Annotated in this window: 15 protein-coding genes; all 15 read left to right on the plus strand. The window is 60.7% G+C overall.

Annotation, left to right across the window (positions count from 1 at the left end; translation table 11 throughout):
- Positions 1-35: 35 nt before the first annotated feature.
- The 15 genes from ATU_RS20775 to ATU_RS20845 all read left to right on the plus strand — a co-directional run bounded on the left by ATU_RS20775 (position 36) and on the right by ATU_RS20845 (position 17141).
- Positions 36-1673, plus strand: coding sequence for an ABC transporter substrate-binding protein (locus ATU_RS20775; protein ID WP_010973843.1), 1638 nt, complete (start codon positions 36-38; stop codon positions 1671-1673).
- Positions 1674-1694: 21 nt separating this feature from the next.
- Complete coding sequence (locus ATU_RS20780; protein ID WP_010973844.1) at positions 1695-2762, plus strand: ABC transporter permease; 1068 nt, start codon at positions 1695-1697, stop codon at positions 2760-2762.
- The gene (locus tag ATU_RS20785; RefSeq protein WP_010973845.1) at positions 2759-3691 is read left to right on the plus strand and encodes an ABC transporter permease; all 933 of its coding nucleotides are present in this window, start codon (positions 2759-2761) and stop codon (positions 3689-3691) included. The genes ATU_RS20780 and ATU_RS20785 overlap by 4 nt, the downstream gene beginning before the upstream one ends.
- Positions 3688-4524: an ABC transporter ATP-binding protein gene (locus tag ATU_RS20790; protein WP_010973846.1), complete on the plus strand. Its 837-nt coding sequence runs from the start codon at positions 3688-3690 to the stop codon at positions 4522-4524. The genes ATU_RS20785 and ATU_RS20790 overlap by 4 nt, the downstream gene beginning before the upstream one ends.
- Complete coding sequence (locus ATU_RS20795; protein ID WP_010973847.1) at positions 4521-5270, plus strand: ABC transporter ATP-binding protein; 750 nt, start codon at positions 4521-4523, stop codon at positions 5268-5270. Before ATU_RS20790 ends, ATU_RS20795 begins: the two co-directional genes overlap by 4 nt.
- Before the next feature lie 84 nt (positions 5271-5354).
- Positions 5355-6407, plus strand: coding sequence for an IS5-like element ISAtu2 family transposase (locus ATU_RS20800; RefSeq protein WP_076611327.1), 1053 nt, complete (start codon positions 5355-5357; stop codon positions 6405-6407).
- Between the two features lie 350 nt (positions 6408-6757).
- Positions 6758-7660, plus strand: coding sequence for a LysR family transcriptional regulator (locus tag ATU_RS20805; RefSeq protein ID WP_010973849.1), 903 nt, complete (start codon positions 6758-6760; stop codon positions 7658-7660).
- 209 nt (positions 7661-7869) lie between these two features.
- Positions 7870-9405, plus strand: coding sequence for an ABC transporter substrate-binding protein (locus ATU_RS20810; protein ID WP_010973850.1), 1536 nt, complete (start codon positions 7870-7872; stop codon positions 9403-9405).
- A gap of 194 nt (positions 9406-9599) precedes the next feature.
- Positions 9600-10550, plus strand: coding sequence for an ABC transporter permease (locus tag ATU_RS20815; RefSeq protein ID WP_010973851.1), 951 nt, complete (start codon positions 9600-9602; stop codon positions 10548-10550).
- Positions 10547-11368, plus strand: a complete 822-nt coding sequence (locus ATU_RS20820; RefSeq protein WP_035257661.1) for an ABC transporter permease — start codon at positions 10547-10549, stop codon at positions 11366-11368. Before ATU_RS20815 ends, ATU_RS20820 begins: the two co-directional genes overlap by 4 nt.
- A gap of 53 nt (positions 11369-11421) precedes the next feature.
- Positions 11422-12819 (plus strand): amidase, encoded by a 1398-nt coding sequence (locus ATU_RS20825; RefSeq protein WP_010973853.1) that lies wholly within the window; start codon positions 11422-11424, stop codon positions 12817-12819.
- A gap of 96 nt (positions 12820-12915) precedes the next feature.
- Complete coding sequence (locus ATU_RS20830; protein ID WP_035257664.1) at positions 12916-13482, plus strand: DJ-1/PfpI family protein; 567 nt, start codon at positions 12916-12918, stop codon at positions 13480-13482.
- Between the two features lie 71 nt (positions 13483-13553).
- Positions 13554-13904 (plus strand): ribbon-helix-helix domain-containing protein, encoded by a 351-nt coding sequence (locus tag ATU_RS20835; RefSeq protein WP_010973855.1) that lies wholly within the window; start codon positions 13554-13556, stop codon positions 13902-13904.
- A gap of 174 nt (positions 13905-14078) precedes the next feature.
- Complete coding sequence (locus ATU_RS20840; protein ID WP_035257666.1) at positions 14079-15242, plus strand: M20 aminoacylase family protein; 1164 nt, start codon at positions 14079-14081, stop codon at positions 15240-15242.
- Between the two features lie 48 nt (positions 15243-15290).
- Positions 15291-17141, plus strand: a complete 1851-nt coding sequence (locus ATU_RS20845; protein ID WP_010973857.1) for an ABC transporter ATP-binding protein — start codon at positions 15291-15293, stop codon at positions 17139-17141.
- Positions 17142-17433: the final 292 nt, after the last annotated feature.

Raw genomic sequence — 17433 nt, forward strand, 5'->3', positions numbered from 1 at the left:
AACCAAATCAATCTTATAACAAAAGGGGAGATCCTATGATCAAATCGCTCAACAAATCCATGCGGGTGCTTAGCACCAGCGCTGCCCTGTCGCTGATGATGCTGTCGGCGCCGCACGCTTTCGCCGCCACGCCGGCCGACACTCTGGTCGAAGGTTTCGCCATCGATGACATCATCACGCTCGATCCGGGTGAGGCATTCGAACTGTCCGCCGCCGAAGTCACCGGTAACACCTACAGCAAGCTGGTCTCCATCGATCTCAACGACACGTCCAAGGTTATCGGCGATCTGGCCGAGAGCTGGACGACATCCGAGGATGGCCTGACATATACCTTCAAGCTGAAATCCGGCCTGAAATTCGCCTCCGGTAACCCGATCACCGCTGACGATGTGGCCTTCTCTTTCGAACGCGCCGTCAAGCTCGACAAGTCGCCGGCATTCCTGCTGACGCAGTTCGGCCTCAAGGGCGACAACGTCAATGAAAAAGCCAAGGCTGCGGATGCAAACACCTTTGTGCTGACGGTCGACAAGCCTTACGCGCCGAGCTTCGTGCTGAACGTGCTGACGGCAACGGTCGCCGCCGTGGTGGACAAGAAGCTCATCACCGAAAAGGCGAAGTCGGTTACGCCGAGCGCCGATTACAAATACGACACGGATTTCGGCAATGAATTCCTGAAGACCGGTTATGCCGGTTCCGGCCCCTACAAGATCCTTGGCTGGAAGGCCAACGAAGCGGTGATCCTCGAGGCCAACCCGAATTATTACGGCGAGAAGCCGAAGCTGAAGCGTGTCGTTTATCGCCACATGAAGGAAAGCTCCGGCCAGCGCCTGGCGCTTGAGAACGGCGATATCGACGTTGCCCGTAACCTCGAGCCCGGCGACATGGAAGCCGTTTCCAAGAAGGAAGGCCTTGCCGTCACGTCTGCGCCCAAGGGCACCGTTTATTACTTCAGCCTCAACCAGAAGAACGAGAACCTGAAGAAGCCGGAAGTCGTCGAAGCTCTGAAATATCTGGTCGATTATGACGCGATCGGCGCGACGATCATCAAGGGCATCGGTGAAGTTCACCAGACCTTCCTGCCGAAGGGCCAGCTCGGCGCGCTCGACGAGAACCCCTACAAGCTCGACGTTGCCAAGGCCAAGGAACTTCTCGCCAAGGCCGGCCTGAAGGACGGTTTCACCGTGACCATGGATGTGCGCAACACGCAGCCGGTGACCGGTATTGCCGAAAGCGTGCAGCAGACGCTGGCGCAGGCCGGCATCAAGCTGGAAATCATTCCCGGCGACGGCAAGCAGACCCTGACAAAATATCGCGCCCGCACGCATGATATCTATATCGGCCAGTGGGGCTCGGACTACTTCGACCCGAACTCGAATGCGGAAACCTTCACCATCAACTACGACAATTCCGATGAAGGCAAGAACAAGACGCTCGCCTGGCGTAATGCCTGGGATGTTCCTGATCTGACCAAGGAAACCCAGTCGGCGCTGCTGGAAAAGGACACTGCCAAGCGTGCCGCCATCTATCAGAACCTGCAGAAGGAAGTTCTGGCGAAGGGTCCCTTCGTCATCATCTTCCAGCAGACGGAAGTTGCCGGTTATTCCGCCAAGCTCAAGGGCCTGAAGCTCGGTCCGAGCTTTGACACCAACTACGTCTATACGATCTCCAAGTAATGATCCGGAAGGGTCGGTCTCTTGAGCATCGTTGAAGCAAACAGCAGGGCGAGGCAGGGCAAACGCCGTGCCAACGCCCGTGCTAAGGCCATTATCGGCTTCGCCCTTACCGTCATCACCACCTTTCTGGGGTTGATGGCGGTTACATTTTTTATTGGCCGTGTCGTGCCGATCGATCCCGCACTGGCGATCGTCGGCGACCGTGCGCCTGCGCATGTGGTCGAGCGGGTGCGCGAGCAGCTCGGCCTCAACCTGCCGCTCTGGCAGCAGTTCTTCCTTTATCTGAAACAGGCGCTTTCGGGTGATTTCGGCATCTCCGTCCTCACCACCAATCCTGTCATGGAAGATATCAAGCGGGTGTTTCCGGCGACGATCGAGCTTGCCACGATCGGCACCATCATCGGTGCCGTCTTCGGCATTCCGCTCGGTGTGCTCGCTGCCGTGAAACGCGGCAGCTTTGCCGACCAGGTCGTTCGCGTCATCGGCCTTATCGGCTATTCCGTGCCAATCTTCTGGCTTGGCCTCCTGGCGCTGCTGGTGTTTTACGCCCGGCTGCAATGGGTGGCTTATCCCGGCCGCATGGATATCGTCTACGAATTCACCTTCACGCCGGTCACGGGATTTTTCCTGATCGACGCGATCTGGCAGCGGCAATGGGACGTGTTGTGGGATCTGTTCCGCCACATCATCCTGCCCGCCTCGCTGCTCGGCTATTTTTCGCTGGCCTATATCAGCCGCATGACGCGCTCCTTCATGCTGAACGAGCTTAGCCAGGAATATATTGTCGCGGCCCGCGCCAAGGGGCTTTCGGAAACCCGCATCATCTGGCTCCACGCGCTGCGTAACGCCGCTGTGCCGTTGGTGACAGTGATTGCGCTGTCTTACGCTGGCCTGCTGGAAGGGTCGGTGTTGACCGAAACCATCTTCGCCTGGCCGGGGCTCGGCCTCTACATCACCAATTCCCTGCAGAATGCGGATATGAATGCCGTTCTCGGCGGCACGATCGTGATCGGCGCCATTTTCGTCGGCATCAATCTCTTCTCCGATCTGCTTTACCGGACGCTCGACCCAAGGACGCGCAGCCGATGACGATTTTGACAGATACACTCAAACCCTATAGCCGCGAATGGCTGCTCTCCGACCGGCCGACTTCCCGCAAGCAGGCCCGCCTTGGCCGGGCCTATGTCATCTGGCGGCGGTTTTCGGAAAACCGGCTGGCGCTGCTTGGGCTCGTCATCATCATCGCGCTGCTGTTCGTGGCGCTGTTTGCCGATGTGTTGGCGCCGCACAATCCGGTGCAGGGTGACCTGCGCAATGCCCGGCTTCTGCCGCCCGGCACTGCGGGTTATCTGCTCGGCACCGATGATCAAGGGCGCGATATTCTCTCGCGTCTCATCCACGGTTCGCGGCTCACTTTGTTCGTGGTTCTGCTGGTGGCGATTATCGCCGCGCCCATCGGGCTGATCGTCGGCACCGTCTCGGGTTATGCCGGGGGCTGGGTCGATGCCATTCTGATGCGCATCACCGATATTTTTCTTGCCTTCCCAAAGCTGGTTCTGGCGCTGGCGCTGGTGGCGGCGCTTGGGCCGGGCATCGAAAACGCGGTACTGGCCATTGCGGTCACCTCATGGCCACCCTATGCGCGCATCGCCCGCGCTGAAACCATGACGTTCCGCAATTCCGATTTCATCGCGGCCGTGAAGCTCATGGGGGCATCGCCCTTCCGTATTGTCCTCAAACACGTCATGCCGCTCTGCCTGTCGTCGCTCATCGTGCGTGTGACGCTGGATATGGCCGGCATCATCCTCACCGCTGCCGGTCTCGGCTTCCTCGGCCTTGGTGCCCAGCCGCCGCTGCCGGAATGGGGTGCGATGATCGCCTCGGGACGCCGCTTCATTCTCGATCAATGGTGGGTGGCGGCCATGCCGGGTATCGCGATCCTGATCGTCAGCCTTGGTTTCAACCTTCTGGGCGATGGCCTGCGTGATGCGCTTGATCCCAAGGAGGCGAACCAATGAGCGCGCCGCTTCTGACTGTCGAGAACCTGCGCGTTTCCTTCCCCACCCGCACCGGGCTGGTGGAGGCGGTGCGCGGCGTGTCCTTCACGCTCGGCCGCGAGCGTCTTGGTATCGTCGGAGAATCCGGCTCCGGCAAGTCGCAGACCGGCCGCGCCATCATGGGGCTGACGCCGAAAAGCGCGCGCATCGAGGCTGATACCCTGCGTTTCGGCGATATCGATCTGCTCAAGGCGTCTGCAAAAGAACGGCGGATCATGCGCGGCAAGCGCATGGCCATGATCCTGCAGGACCCAAAATATTCGCTGAACCCGGTCATGACCATCGGCCGCCAGATCATGGAAACCCTGCGGACCCATGAAAAGATCGGCAGCGGCGAGGCGCGTCAGCGCACGCTTGCCATGCTCGAAGCCGTGCAGATCCGCGACCCCGAGCGCGTCTTCGATCTTTATCCGCACGAGGTTTCCGGCGGTATGGGCCAGCGTGTCATGATCGCCATGATGCTGGTCTGCGGCCCGGAACTGCTGATCGCCGATGAACCGACTTCGGCGCTCGATGTGACGGTGCAGCTGGAAGTGCTCGATATTCTCGACAAGCTGGTGCGCGACCGCGGCATGGGGCTGATCTTTGTCAGCCATGATCTTCGGCTCGTGTCCTCCTTCTGCGACCGGGTTCTGGTCATGTATGCCGGCAAGGTGGTGGAGGAGCTTTCTTCCGCCAACCTCAAGGAAGCGAAACATCCCTACACGCAGGGTCTGTTGAACTGCCTGCCGGAAATTGGCGGCCATCGCCATCCGCTGCCGGTTCTGGAACGCAAGCCGGAGTGGCGCGCATGAGCACAGTTCTTTCCATCAGAGACATGGTGGTGGATTTCGACGGTTACATTGCGCTCGACAGCGTCAGCGTCGATGTCGCCGAGGGTGAGTCCTTCGGCATCGTCGGCGAATCCGGTTCCGGCAAATCGACCCTGCTGCGCGCCATTGCGGGCCTCAACCATTTCGATGAGGGCTCGCTGATGGTGGCGGGGCGCTCCTATTCCAGCAAGCACCGCGACAAGAGCTTTTACAGCGACGTGCAGATGGTGTTTCAGGACCCCTATGGCTCGCTTCACCCGCGCCAGACGGTGGATGCGCTGCTGCTGGAACCGCTCGTCATCCATGGTCTCGACAATCGCGAGCAGCGCATTGCCCGGGCGCTGGACGAGGTTGGCCTCGGTTCCGGTTTCCGCTTCCGTTATTCGCACCAGCTGTCCGGCGGCCAGCGCCAGCGCATCGCCATTGCCCGCGCGCTGATCGTCGAGCCGAAAATCCTGCTGCTGGATGAGCCGACATCGGCGCTCGACGCTTCCATTCAGGCGGAAATCCTCAACCTGCTCGAACAGGCCCGCAAGGACCGCAACCTTACCTTTGTCATGGTCAGCCACGATCTCGGCGTCATCAGCCATATGTGCGATCGGCTGGCGGTGATGAAAAGCGGCAAAGTGGTGGAAATGCTGGAGGCCGGGGCGCTGGAAAGCCGCGAATTTACCGCAGATTATACCCGCCAGCTGCTGGTGGCGAGCGAGGGTTTCAAGCGCGCTTGATTGGCGAGAGAGTGCCGCTCGTTTCTTCTCCCCGCCGGGGGCCGTTGCAAAATTCGACGATTGTGATTCACTCCTGTCAGGTTGATGGGAGATGTTGGGATGTCGGTTCGCGACAGCAGGCAGTTCAGTTTTGTCGAAGCGCTGATGCCGCAGGCGAAGGGTGCCGGCCGGCTTGAGCGTTTGTCGGGTGTGGTGAAGTGGTATCGGTTCGAGAAGCTTCTTGCGCGTCTGCGCGACGACCAGGGCGCCGGTCGTCCGGCATACAAACCGCTGGTGATGTTCAAGGCGCTGCTGTTGCAGTCGCTTTATGGGCTTTCCGACATGGAACTCGAGGAGGCGCTTGGCGACCGGCTGTCGTTCAAACGCTTTGTCGGGCTTGCGCTGGAGGAAACGGTTCCCGATCATTCCACGCTTTGCCGCTTTCGCAATCTGCTGATCGGAAAAGACCTTCTGGAGAAGCTGTTTGGCGAACTCGACCGTCAACTCGATGCCGCCGGCCTGATCCTGCGACGCGGCACGATGCTGGACGCAACGATCATCGAAACGGCGGCGGCGCGACCGCCCAGCGGGCGCAATCGCGACCTCGATGAGGCGGCGGCCCTTGCGGATCCGCATGAGCAGGAAGAGCATGGCCCTGCACACGATGCGGATGCCCGTTTCGTCCGCCACGCGGGTAAAACCGGCTCGGCCTATGGCTACAAGGCGCATGTCGGCGTCGATGAGGGCTCAGGCCTGATCCGCAGGATCATCACCACGCCGGCCAATGTCAACGACACCGTCGTCGCCGACATGCTGGTCGTGGGCGACGAGGCCTATGTTCTGGCGGATGGGGCGTATCACACGCATGGACGGGAGAAAGAGCTGAAGGCGCGCGGGATCAAGCCGCGGCTGATGCGCCGGCCGAACCGGCATCATCGTATGCTGTCGCCGCGGCTTGCCCGCTTCAACCTGCTGATCTCGAGGCGTCGCTCAGCTGTCGAAACGACGTTCGCCACGCTGAAGAACCGGATGGGGCTTGATGTGATCCGCTACCGTGGACTTGCCAAGGCGACGGCCCAGGTGCTGCTGGCGGCGATGGCCTTCAACATGCGTCGCTGGGTGACTTTGACGACACCTGCAAGGCCGCACTGCGCCTGAAAACCACCCAGAGCATCCTCAAACAACCCAAAGCCCGCCACAGACACAGGCGGGCCGGGAAAATGCGGCTGAAAACATCAGGAGACTCTCAGGCGACGGATTACGCAACGGCCCCCGCCGGGGAGAAGATGCCCCGAAGTGGCAGATGAGGGGGCCAGCTCTCCGCATCTCTCTGCCGTCGCCCCCTCATCCGGCGCTACGCGCCACCTTCTCCCCGGCGGGGAGAAGAAACGACCTGCAACCTCTCGCTTCTTATGCGCCGTCAACGTCCCGGCCGATGTATTCTCTCTCCCCGCCGCGGTGGTATGCTGGCCGCCAACACCGGCCCACGCGAACAAGGTCTCCACCCCATGCAACTGCGCGCCTTGATGTATTTCGACGAACTCGTCCGCACCAATTCCATGCGCGCCGCGGCGGAAAACCTGAATGTCGCGCCGACGGCGGTGAGCCGGCAGATCGAGAACCTCGAATATTATTTCGGCTCGCCGCTGGTGGAGCGCTCCAGCCGCGGTGTGAAGCTGACAGCGGCGGGTGAACTGCTCGCCGCACGCGCCGGCAAGACATTGCGCGAGCTCGACCATGTGCACCGGCTGATCGACGATCTCAAAGGCCTGCAACGCGGCCGGGTCACGGTCTATGCCAATGGCGCGACGGTGGCGAACCTTCTCGCCCCCGTGCTGGCGCAGTTCAGTCTGAAATATCCGAAGCTGCGCTTCGAGGTGCATATTACCAGCGCCCGGCAGGCTATGGAGGCGCTGGGTGCGGCGGAAGCGGACCTCGTCGTCAGCCTGTTTGCACCGAAGCTTTCGGGTGTGAAGGTGCGCTCGCGTACCCGTATCAGTTACGATGTCATCTTCCCCGCCGGCCACGCGCTCGCCGCCCAGCCGGAAGTCTCGCTGAAGGAACTGGCCGGCATGCCGCTTGCCCTGCCGGACAAGAGTTTTGCCGCGCGTCAGGCCTTCGATACACTCTTTGCCGATGCCGGCATCGAGCTTGATCCCGTCTTCATCACCAGCTCGCTGGAAATGCTGAAGGAACTGGTGCTGGGAAACGCCGCCGCCACGCTGTTGCCGGCGCTTTCGGTGGCGCGCGAAATCCGCAGCGGCCAGATGGTCGCCGTTCCGCTAGCCGGCAAGAAGGGTATCCATACGCAGATCGATCTCTGCGTTGCGCCTGATCGGCAATTGTCTTTCGCCGCCTCCAAACTTGCCGATTTCATCGAGCGTTTCATGCGCGAGGCAACGGCGGGCTAGTTTCTTCTTCCCGCCGGGGAGAGGTATAGGCCAGCATGGAGAATTACCCACCAAGGTTGATTTCGACCGGCAATTTCGTGTAGCCATTTCAGCTACACGGAGCACACAAAAACGGAGATTGTGTGTGCGCCTGCAACATGACACTCTTTTTGCAACGGGTGGTCTTTGGAAGGGCAAAAATGCCCCGGCCGCCAGACAGGGGACTAAGGATGCCACGCACTTATCTTTCGCAGGCGGCAAAGCTTTCGCGTCGTACCGCGCTGACGCTTGCATTGGGCACGGCGCTCTGGCTGCCGCTTTCGGTTGTTAACGCCGAAGCCGCGCCGAAAACCGCCCTGACGCTTGGCATGACGGTGGAGCCGACCGGTCTCGATCCGACCATTGCCGCGCCCGTCGCGATCGGCCAGGTCACCTGGCAGAATATTTTCGAAGGTCTCGTTACCATCGACAGCAAAGGCAAGGTGAAGCCGCAGCTTGCCGAAAGCTGGGAAATTTCGCCTGACGGTAAGAGCTACACCTTCAAGCTGCGCAAGGGTGTTACCTTCCATGATGGCGAGGCGTTCGATTCCGCCGTCGCGAAGTTTTCGCTGGACCGGGCGCGCGGAGAAGCTTCCGTCAACCCGCAGAAGCGCTTCTTTGCGGCAATCGATAGCATCGAGACGCCGGATGCGGACACGCTGGTGCTGAAACTGAAGCAGCCCGCCGGCAGCCTCATCTACTGGCTCGGCTGGCCGGCCTCCGTCATGGTCGCGCCGAAGAGTGCTGAGGCTAACCGCACGACGCCCGTCGGCACCGGCCCATTCAAATTCGTCAGCTGGGCCAAGGGCGACAAGGTGGAGCTTGAGAAAAATGCCGCTTATTGGGACAAGGCAGTGGCGGTGAAGCTCGATAAGGCGACCTTCCGTTTTGTCGCCGATCCGCAGGCACAGGCCGCCGCGCTGAAGTCAGGCGATATCGATGCTTTCCCGGAATTCGGTGCGCCGGAACTGATGACCTCCTTTGATGGCGATAAGCGCCTCGGCACCTTCGTCGGTAATACCGAGCTGAAGGTCGTGGCCGGCATGAACAATGCCCGCAAGCCATTCAACGACAAGCGTGTGCGCCAGGCGCTGATGATGGCGGTGGATCGTGGCACTGTCATTGAAGGCGCCTGGTCCGGTTACGGCACGGCCATCGGCAGTCACTATACCCCGAATGATCGCGGTTATGTCGACACGACAGGCGTGCACTCCTTCGATATCGACAAGGCCAAGGCGCTGCTTGCGGAAGCCGGATATGCCGATGGTTTCAGCTTCACCATCAAGGCTCCACAAATGGCCTATGCCCAGCGCACCTCGCAAATCCTGCAGGCGATGCTGGCTGAAATCGGTGTGACCATGACCATCGAGACCACCGAATTTCCGGCCAAATGGGTGGCGGATGTTTTGAAGGGGGCGGATTACGACATGACCATCGTTGCCCATGCCGAGCCGATGGATATCGATATCTATGCCCGCGACCCCTATTATTTCAACTACAAGAACCCGGCCTTCAACGAGGTCATCGCCAATGTCGAAAAGACGGCGAATGCGGGTGAGCAGGAAGCGCTTTACGGCGACGCCCAGAAAATCCTGGCCGAAGATGTGCCGGCGCTGTTCCTGTTCGTGATGCCGAAGCTTGGTGTCTGGGACAGGAAGGTGAAGGGGTTGTGGGAAAACGAGCCTATTCCTTCGAATGTGCTGACGGACGTGCATTGGGAAGAGTGACGTTTGTCGATACCCGTTTCTTCCGTCATGCTGGACTTGATCCGGCATCCAGCCAGCCCAAGTCCTTGGGCTGACAGGGTTCTCTCCGCCGCGCAGACGCGCGTCGGCTGGATTCCGGCTCAGGGCCGGAATGACGGGAGAAGGATAACTGGACGCTGGACCGCAGGTAAAACAAAGCAAGGAGCAGATGCCAGATGTTAGCCGTCCTCATCCGGCGTCTCGTAAGCCTCATCATCACGCTATTTGCTGTTTCCCTCATCATTTATGTCGTCATGGGCCTGCTGCCGGGTGATCCCGCCGCCATCATGCTCGGAACTTCGGCGAGCCCCGATACGCTCGCCGCCCTGCAGAAGCAGATGGGCCTCGATCAGCCCTTACCGCTGCGTTACCTCCACTGGCTGGCTGGCGTTTTCCGGGGTGATCTCGGGCAATCCTATACCTATGGCGTGCCGGTGGCGGGGCTGATCATCGAGCGGCTGGCCGTGACCCTGCCGCTTGCGCTGCTCGCCATCTTCCTGTCCGTCACTATTGCCATTCCGCTTGGTGTTGCGGCGGCGCAGAACCGCAACGGGGCGCTGGATTTTGCGGCCGGGCTGTTTTCCCATGTGGGCATCGCCGTGCCGGGTTTCTGGGTTGGCCTGCTGCTGATCATCGTGTTTTCCACCACGCTCGGCTGGATGCCATCAGGCGGGTTTCCCGGCTGGAGCCCAAGCTTTTCGGCAGGGCTTGTGGCGCTGGTGCTGCCGGCAATCGCGCTCGCGCTGTCGCAGGCCGGCGTTCTCACCCGCGTCTGCCGCTCCGCCGTGCTGGAAGTGATGAACGAGGATTTCGTGCGCACCGCCCGCGCCAAGGGGTTGAGCGAGCGGGTGGCGCTGTGGCGGCATGCAGTGCCGAACGCGATGATCCCCGTCGTTACCATGATCGGCCTGCAATTCACCTTCCTCATCGCCGGTGCGGTGCTGGTGGAAAATGTCTTCAACCTGCCGGGTCTCGGGCGGCTTGCCTATCAGGCGCTGACGCAGCGCGATATCGTGGTGATGCAGTCGGTCGTGCTGTTTTTCTCGGCGCTGGTCATCATCATGAATTTCGTGGTCGATATCGCCTATCTTTTCATCGATCCGAGATTGCGGGCAGGTGCGCGATGATGCGATTGCTTCGCCGCCGCCCGGCCTTCGTCATCGGCATCGCCGTCACCAGCTTTCTTGTCGCCGTCGCCCTTTTGTCGCTGGTCTGGACGCCGCTTTCGCCGACCAAGATACAGATCGTCCAGAAGCTGAAATCGCCCTTGGTTTATGGCGGTCTCGGCACGGATCATTTCGGCCGTGATGTGCTCTCCATGCTGATGGCCGGCGCGTGGAACTCTCTCTCCACCGCCATCGCCGCCGTCGCCATCGGTGCCCTCATCGGCACGGCGATCGGCGTTACGGTCGCGGCTCTGCGCGGCTTTACCGAAACCGTGGTCATGCGCATCTGCGACATCATCTTCGCCGTGCCGCCGATCCTCTCGGCGATGATGCTCGGCGCCTTCATCGGCACGGGACGCTTCACCGCCATCATCGCCATCGCCACTTTCATGGTGCCGGTCTTTGCCCGGCTGACGCTGGGTGCCGCACTGCAGATATGGGCGCGGGAATATATCACCGCCGCCACCAGCATCGGCCAGAATCGCGCCAAGATCACGCTTTTCCATATCGTGCCGAATATTTCCAACCAGATCATCGTGCAGGTGACGATCCAGCTCGGTCTGGCGATATTGACCGAAGCCGGCCTTTCTTTCCTCGGTCTTGGCATGCCGCCACCCGCCGCCACCTGGGGGCGGATGCTCGCCGATGCCCAGACCTATCTCGGCGCAGCCCCCTGGCTTGCCATCATGCCCGGCCTTGCCATTGCGCTTGCCGTCTTCGGCCTCAATCTTCTCGGCGATGGCCTGCGTGATCTGCTCGATCCGCGCGATACCAGCTGAGCGCTTCCAGCTGATATCGCCGCTATTTCCTGTTTTTATGACGAGACGATGCCATGACCGATCTCATAGACCTCAACACGCTCGAAATCCTGGCGCTTTACCGGGAAAAGAAGCTGTCGCCCTCGGAATACTGGCAGGCGGTGGAAACGCGCATCGAGGCTTTCGAGCCTGTCGTGAATGCGCTTTATGCTTATGACCCGGAGGATGCCCGCAGGCAGGCCGCAGCCTCGACGCAGCGCTGGCAGAGGGGCGAAACACTCGGCCCGCTGGATGGGCTCCCGGTCTCGCTGAAGGAATTGATTGCCACGAAAGGCCATCCCGTGCCGCTCGGCACCAAGGCGGTGGAACTGGTGCCGGCGCTGGAGGACGCACCGGTGGCCGCCCGCTGCCGGGAGGATGGCGCGATCCTCTATGCCAAGACGACCTGCCCGGATTACGGCATGCTCTCCTCCGGCCTTTCCAGCTTCCACAAGCTTAGCCGCAACCCTTGGGATCCGACACAGAATCCCGGCGGCTCCAGCGCCGGTGCGGCCTCGGCGGGTGCCGCGGGTTATGGCACCCTGCATATCGGCACGGATATTGGCGGTTCGGTGCGGCTGCCAGCCGGTTGGACCGGGCTGTTCGGTTTCAAGCCCAGCCAGGGCCGTATACCCGTCGATCCCTATTATACCGGCCGCTGCGCCGGGCCGATGACCCGCACCGTCACCGATGCCGCTTACGCCATGGCGACCTTGTCCCGCCCGGACTGGCGCGACGGCACATCGTTGCCCCCGAACGCCATCGATTGGATGGATCTCGATATCGACGTGACGGGCCTTAAAATCGGGCTGATGCTGGATGCGGGTTGTGGCCTGCCGCTCGATGAAGAGGTGCGTGACGCGGTGGTGGCGGCAGCGAAGCTGTTCGAACAGGCGGGCGCCTTCATCATTCCCGTCGAGCCGGTGCTGACACGGGATATGCTGGATGGGCTAGATGACTTCTGGCGGGCGAAATTCTGGGGCGACATGGTGGCGCTGAGCGCGGATCGTCGTGCCGCGATCCTTCCCTATATTCTCGAATGGGCGGAAAAGGGCGCAAATGTCTCCGGTGCACGTGCCGTTTTCGGTTTCAACCAGACCATGGAAATGCGCAAGGCCTGCGGGCGGTTGATGCAGTCGGTTGATGCAGTGATTTCGCCCGTCAATCCCATCGCCTCCTATCCGGCAGACTGGGCCTCGCCCACCAACGACCCCGCGCGACCCTTCGAACATATCGCCTTTACCGTGCCGTGGAATATGTCGGAACAGCCGGCATCCTCGATCAATTGCGGTTTCTCAAAATCGGGCATGCCCATCGGGTTGCAGATCATCGGCCCGCGTTATGAGGACCTTTTCGTGCTCCGGCTTTCGAAGGCCTTCGAAAACTGGGGTGGTGGTGTGCGACGCTGGCCGGAGCCGCCAAATCTTCGCTGATCGCGCCTTTCCGGACATGTAGTATTGCCATAATACCCGCATCCCCGCCGGGCCTGTTAGGGTGCTGAAAGGCATTCAAAAACGGGAGGAGCAGACATGCCGAAGAAGATTTTGATGATCACCGGCGATTTCGCCGAGGATTACGAGACCATGGTGCCGTTCCAGACCTTGGCTGCGGTCGGCTATACCGTCCACGCGGTTTGCCCCGGCAAGAAGGCGGGCCAGACCATCGCCACAGCCATCCATGATTTCGAGGGCGACCAGACCTATTCGGAAAAGCGCGGCCATAATTTCGCGCTCAACGCCACCTTCGCAGATATCAAGGTGGCGGATTACGATGCGCTGGTCATTCCGGGCGGCCGCGCGCCGGAATATCTCCGCCTCAATGCGGATGTGCTGGCGGCGGTGAAACATTTCTTCGAGGCCGACAAGCCGGTTGCCGCCGTCTGTCACGGTGCGCAATTGCTGGCGGCTGCCGGCGTGCTCAAGGGCCGTACCTGCTCGGCCTATCCCGCCTGCCGCCCCGAGGTGGAACAGGCAGGCGGCACCTATGCCGACATCGCAATCGATGCCGCCGTCACCGACGGCAAGCTGGTAACGGCGCCCGCCTGGCCGGCGCATCCGGCATGGCTCTCGCAATTCATGACGGTGCTCGGCAAATAAGACCAGCGAAACGGGGCTTTTGCCCGCCCCGTTTTCCGCTTATGTTTTGGAACGTGGTGAGGGAGGAAACCATGTGCAAGCTTTTCATCAAGGCAGACCCTGCACTCTGGGAAAGCCATACACGGTCGCTCAGGATCGACGGCATGGTGACCAGTGTGCGGCTTGAAAATTTCTTCTGGACGACACTGGACGAGATCGCGCGCCGGGATAGCATGAACAGCGTGCAGCTCATCGCCAAGCTCTACAATGAATCGATCGATGCCGGGCATGATCTCGGTAACTTCACCTCGTTCCTGCGGGTCTGCTGCGGGCGTTATCTTGCGCTTCAGCTTTCCGGCGATATTCCGGCGCGGGCAGATATTCCGATTGCGGCGCTGGATGCCGACAGCATTCTCGATGCGGAGAAGGTGAACTACCATTAGGGCCATTCACCTCATTCCTGTGACAAGCACACCTTGATGAACAAAATTTAAGCCATTTAATTTTGAGCCTATTTTCCGCTCATTCAGCAAATTTCATGCTTGCAAAAGGAGAAATTCCCAACGCAATATGTTTCCCGAAAACCCGGCGGGGAACAAAAAAGGAAGAAAAAGAGAATGCCAATATTGAACCGTGTGGCTGAAATGCAGGAAGACGTGGCCGGCTGGAGGCGTCACCTGCATGAGCACCCGGAACTGCTTTATGATGTCTTCGAAACGTCGAAATTCGTGGCCGAAAAGCTAACGTCCTTTGGCTGCGATGTGGTGGAGACCGGCATCGGCAAGACCGGCGTCGTCGGCATCATCAAGGGGCGGCATGGGGATGGCCCGACCATCGGTTTTCGCTCCGACATGGACGCGCTGCCGATCCTCGAGACCAGCGGCAAGCCATGGGCATCGAAGGTTCCGGGCAAGGCCCATTCCTGCGGCCATGACGGGCACACCGCCATGCTTCTGGGGGCGGCGCAATATCTGGCCGAGACCCGCAATTTCAAGGGTTCCATCGCGGTCATTTTCCAGCCGGCCGAAGAGGGCGGGGCAGGGGCGCTTGCCATGCTGAACGACGGCATGATGGAGAAATTCGGCATTTCGCAGGTCTATGGCATGCATAACGAGCCGGGCATCCCGGTCGGGCAATTCGCCATCCGCAAGGGCTCGACCATGGCGGCGGCGGATAGTTTCGAGATCGTCATCACCGGCAAGGGCAGCCATGCGGCGGCACCGCATCTCTCCGTCGATCCGGTGCTGACCTCGGCCTATATCATCATCGCCCTGCAATCCATCGTCTCGCGGGAGACGGACCCGCTGAAATCGCTGGTCGTCACCGTCGCCACCACCCATGGCGGCACGGCCGTCAATGTCATTCCGGGTTCCGTAACCTTGACCGGGACTGTGCGCACCCTTCTGCCGGAAACCCGCAATTTCGCCGAAAAGCGCCTGAAGGAAGTGGCGACGGCCACAGCCATGGCGCATGGCGCAACGGCCGAGGTGAAATATCGTCGCGGTTATCCCGTCACCTTCAACCACGCAGATGAAACCGAATTCGCAACCGGCGTGGCGATGGGCGTCGCCGGCGCCAATGCCGTCAACACCAATCCCAACCCGCATATGGGGGCGGAGGATTTTTCCTACATGCTGGAAGCGCGCCCCGGCGCCTTCATCTTCATCGGCAATGGCGATACCGCCGGACTGCACAATGCGGCCTATGATTTCAACGATGATGCGCTGCCTTACGGTATCAGCTACTGGGTCTCGATGGCCGAAAAGGCACTTGCTGCGTAAAACATCCGGCGGCCGTAATGGCCGCCTTCTGCTTTTCAGGAGATCGGCATGCTTTTGGCGGCAACATCCATGGAACAGACCGGCGGTTCGGTAAGCCCGGTTCTGTCGGTTCAAAATCTCACGACTTCCTTCCGCGTTGACGGCGGCTGGAAATCCGTGGTCCGCAATATGAGTTTCGACATCGCACCACGCGAAACGGTGGCGATCGTCGGCGAAAGCGGCTCGGGCAAAAGTGTGACGTCGCTGTCCATCATGCGGCTGCTCGATAGGAAAACGAGCCGCATTGAGGGCAAGGTCATGCTCGGCGGGCGCGACTTGCTGGCGCTGCCGGAAGAGGAGATGCGCAAGGTTCGCGGCAAGGACATTTCGATGATCTTCCAGGAGCCAATGACCAGCCTCAACCCGATCTTCCCGATCGGCAAGCAGATCGCCGAAGCGCTCACCGTGCATCAGGATATCTCGTCATCCGCCGCAAAGGCCGAGGTCATCCGTCTTCTGGAAAAAGTCCGCATTCCCAATGCGGCGAGCCGTTTCGGTGATTATCCGCACCAGTTTTCGGGCGGCATGCGCCAGCGCGTGATGATCGCCATGGCGCTTGCCTCCAAGCCGAAGCTTTTGATCGCCGACGAGCCGACGACGGCGCTCGACGTCACCATTCAGGGCCAGATTCTCGACCTCATCAAGCAATTGCAGGAAGAGGAGGGCATGTCGGTCCTGTTCATCACCCATGATATGGGTGTGGTGGCGGAAGTGGCGGACCGTACCATCGTCATGTTCCGTGGCGATGTGGTAGAAACCGGCACGACGGATGACATCTTCCATCGCGGCCAGCATCCCTATACGCGCGCCCTGCTTTCGGCGGTGCCGAAGTTGGGCTCGATGAGGTCGCGGTTGCTGCCCGCCCGTTTCCCGATTATCGACATCAAGACCGGCGAGAGCCCGCCGGTGGTGGAGACGAAGGACACGGTGTCAGGCGGCAAGACGCCCATTCTCTCGGTCAAGGACCTGACGACGCGTTTCGATATCCGTTCCGGCCTTTTCGGCCGCAAATCCGGCGCCGTGCATGCGGTGGAGAAGGTTTCCTTTGATCTCGCAGAAGGTGAAACCCTGTCGCTGGTCGGCGAATCCGGTTGCGGCAAGTCCACCACGGGCCGATCGATCACCCGGCTGATCGAGCCGACATCGGGTAATGTCACGCTTGATGGTTACGAGGTGCTGAAACTCGACCGAACGACGCTGCGGACCATGCGCCGCAGCGTGCAGATGGTCTTTCAGGATCCCTTCGCTTCGCTTGATCCGCGCATGAGCGTCGGCACCGCGATCATGGAACCCTTCATGGAGCACCGCCTCGGACAGAAAGCGCAGGCGCGCGAAAAGGCGGCGGATTTGCTGGAAAAAGTCGGCTTGAGCCCCGACATGATGAAGCGTTTCCCGCATGAGTTTTCCGGCGGCCAGCGCCAGCGCATCGCCATTGCCCGCTCGCTGATGCTCGATCCCAAGGTCATCGTCGCCGACGAGGCGGTTTCGGCGCTCGATGTCTCGATCAAGGCGCAGGTCTGCAACCTGCTGCTCGACCTGCAACAGAGCCTCAATCTGGCCTTCCTGTTCATTTCCCATGACATGGCGGTCGTGGAACGCGTCAGCCATCGCGTTGCGGTGATGTATCTCGGCGAGATCGTCGAAATCGGCCCGCGCGCAGCCGTCTTCGACAATCCGCAGCATCCGTACACGAAAAAACTGATGTCGGCCGTTCCGGTGCCGGATCCGGCCCGACGCCAGATCCGCCGCAACATGGCGACGGACGAGATCAAGAGCCCGATCCGTCCTGTGGATTACGTGCCGCCGCAGCGTCATTACCGCGAGGATTCCGCGGGGCATCTGGTGCAGGAAGCGGCGTGATTGAAGGGCTGAGCGCTGGTAGGGAATCGGGCGGCGGGCCGCTTGTTTCTTCTCCCCAAGGGGGAGAAGTCCGCGGCAGCGGGATGAGGGGGCAAGCTCTCCGAAATCCGGCAACGTTGCCCCTCATCCGACCCTTCGGGCCACCTTCTCCCCGGCGGGGAGAAGAAATATGCCGCCCCGCCGAGCTAGACGATTTAATCCGCTGAGAGCCCCCTTCCACGTTCGGCCGTTTGACAGCCGGCCTGAAAAAATGCCAGCAAATGCGACAAGCATATTTCTGAGAGGGCGGCGG

It is taken from the genome of Agrobacterium fabrum str. C58, assembly GCF_000092025.1.
GTDB lineage: Bacteria > Pseudomonadota > Alphaproteobacteria > Rhizobiales > Rhizobiaceae > Agrobacterium > Agrobacterium fabrum.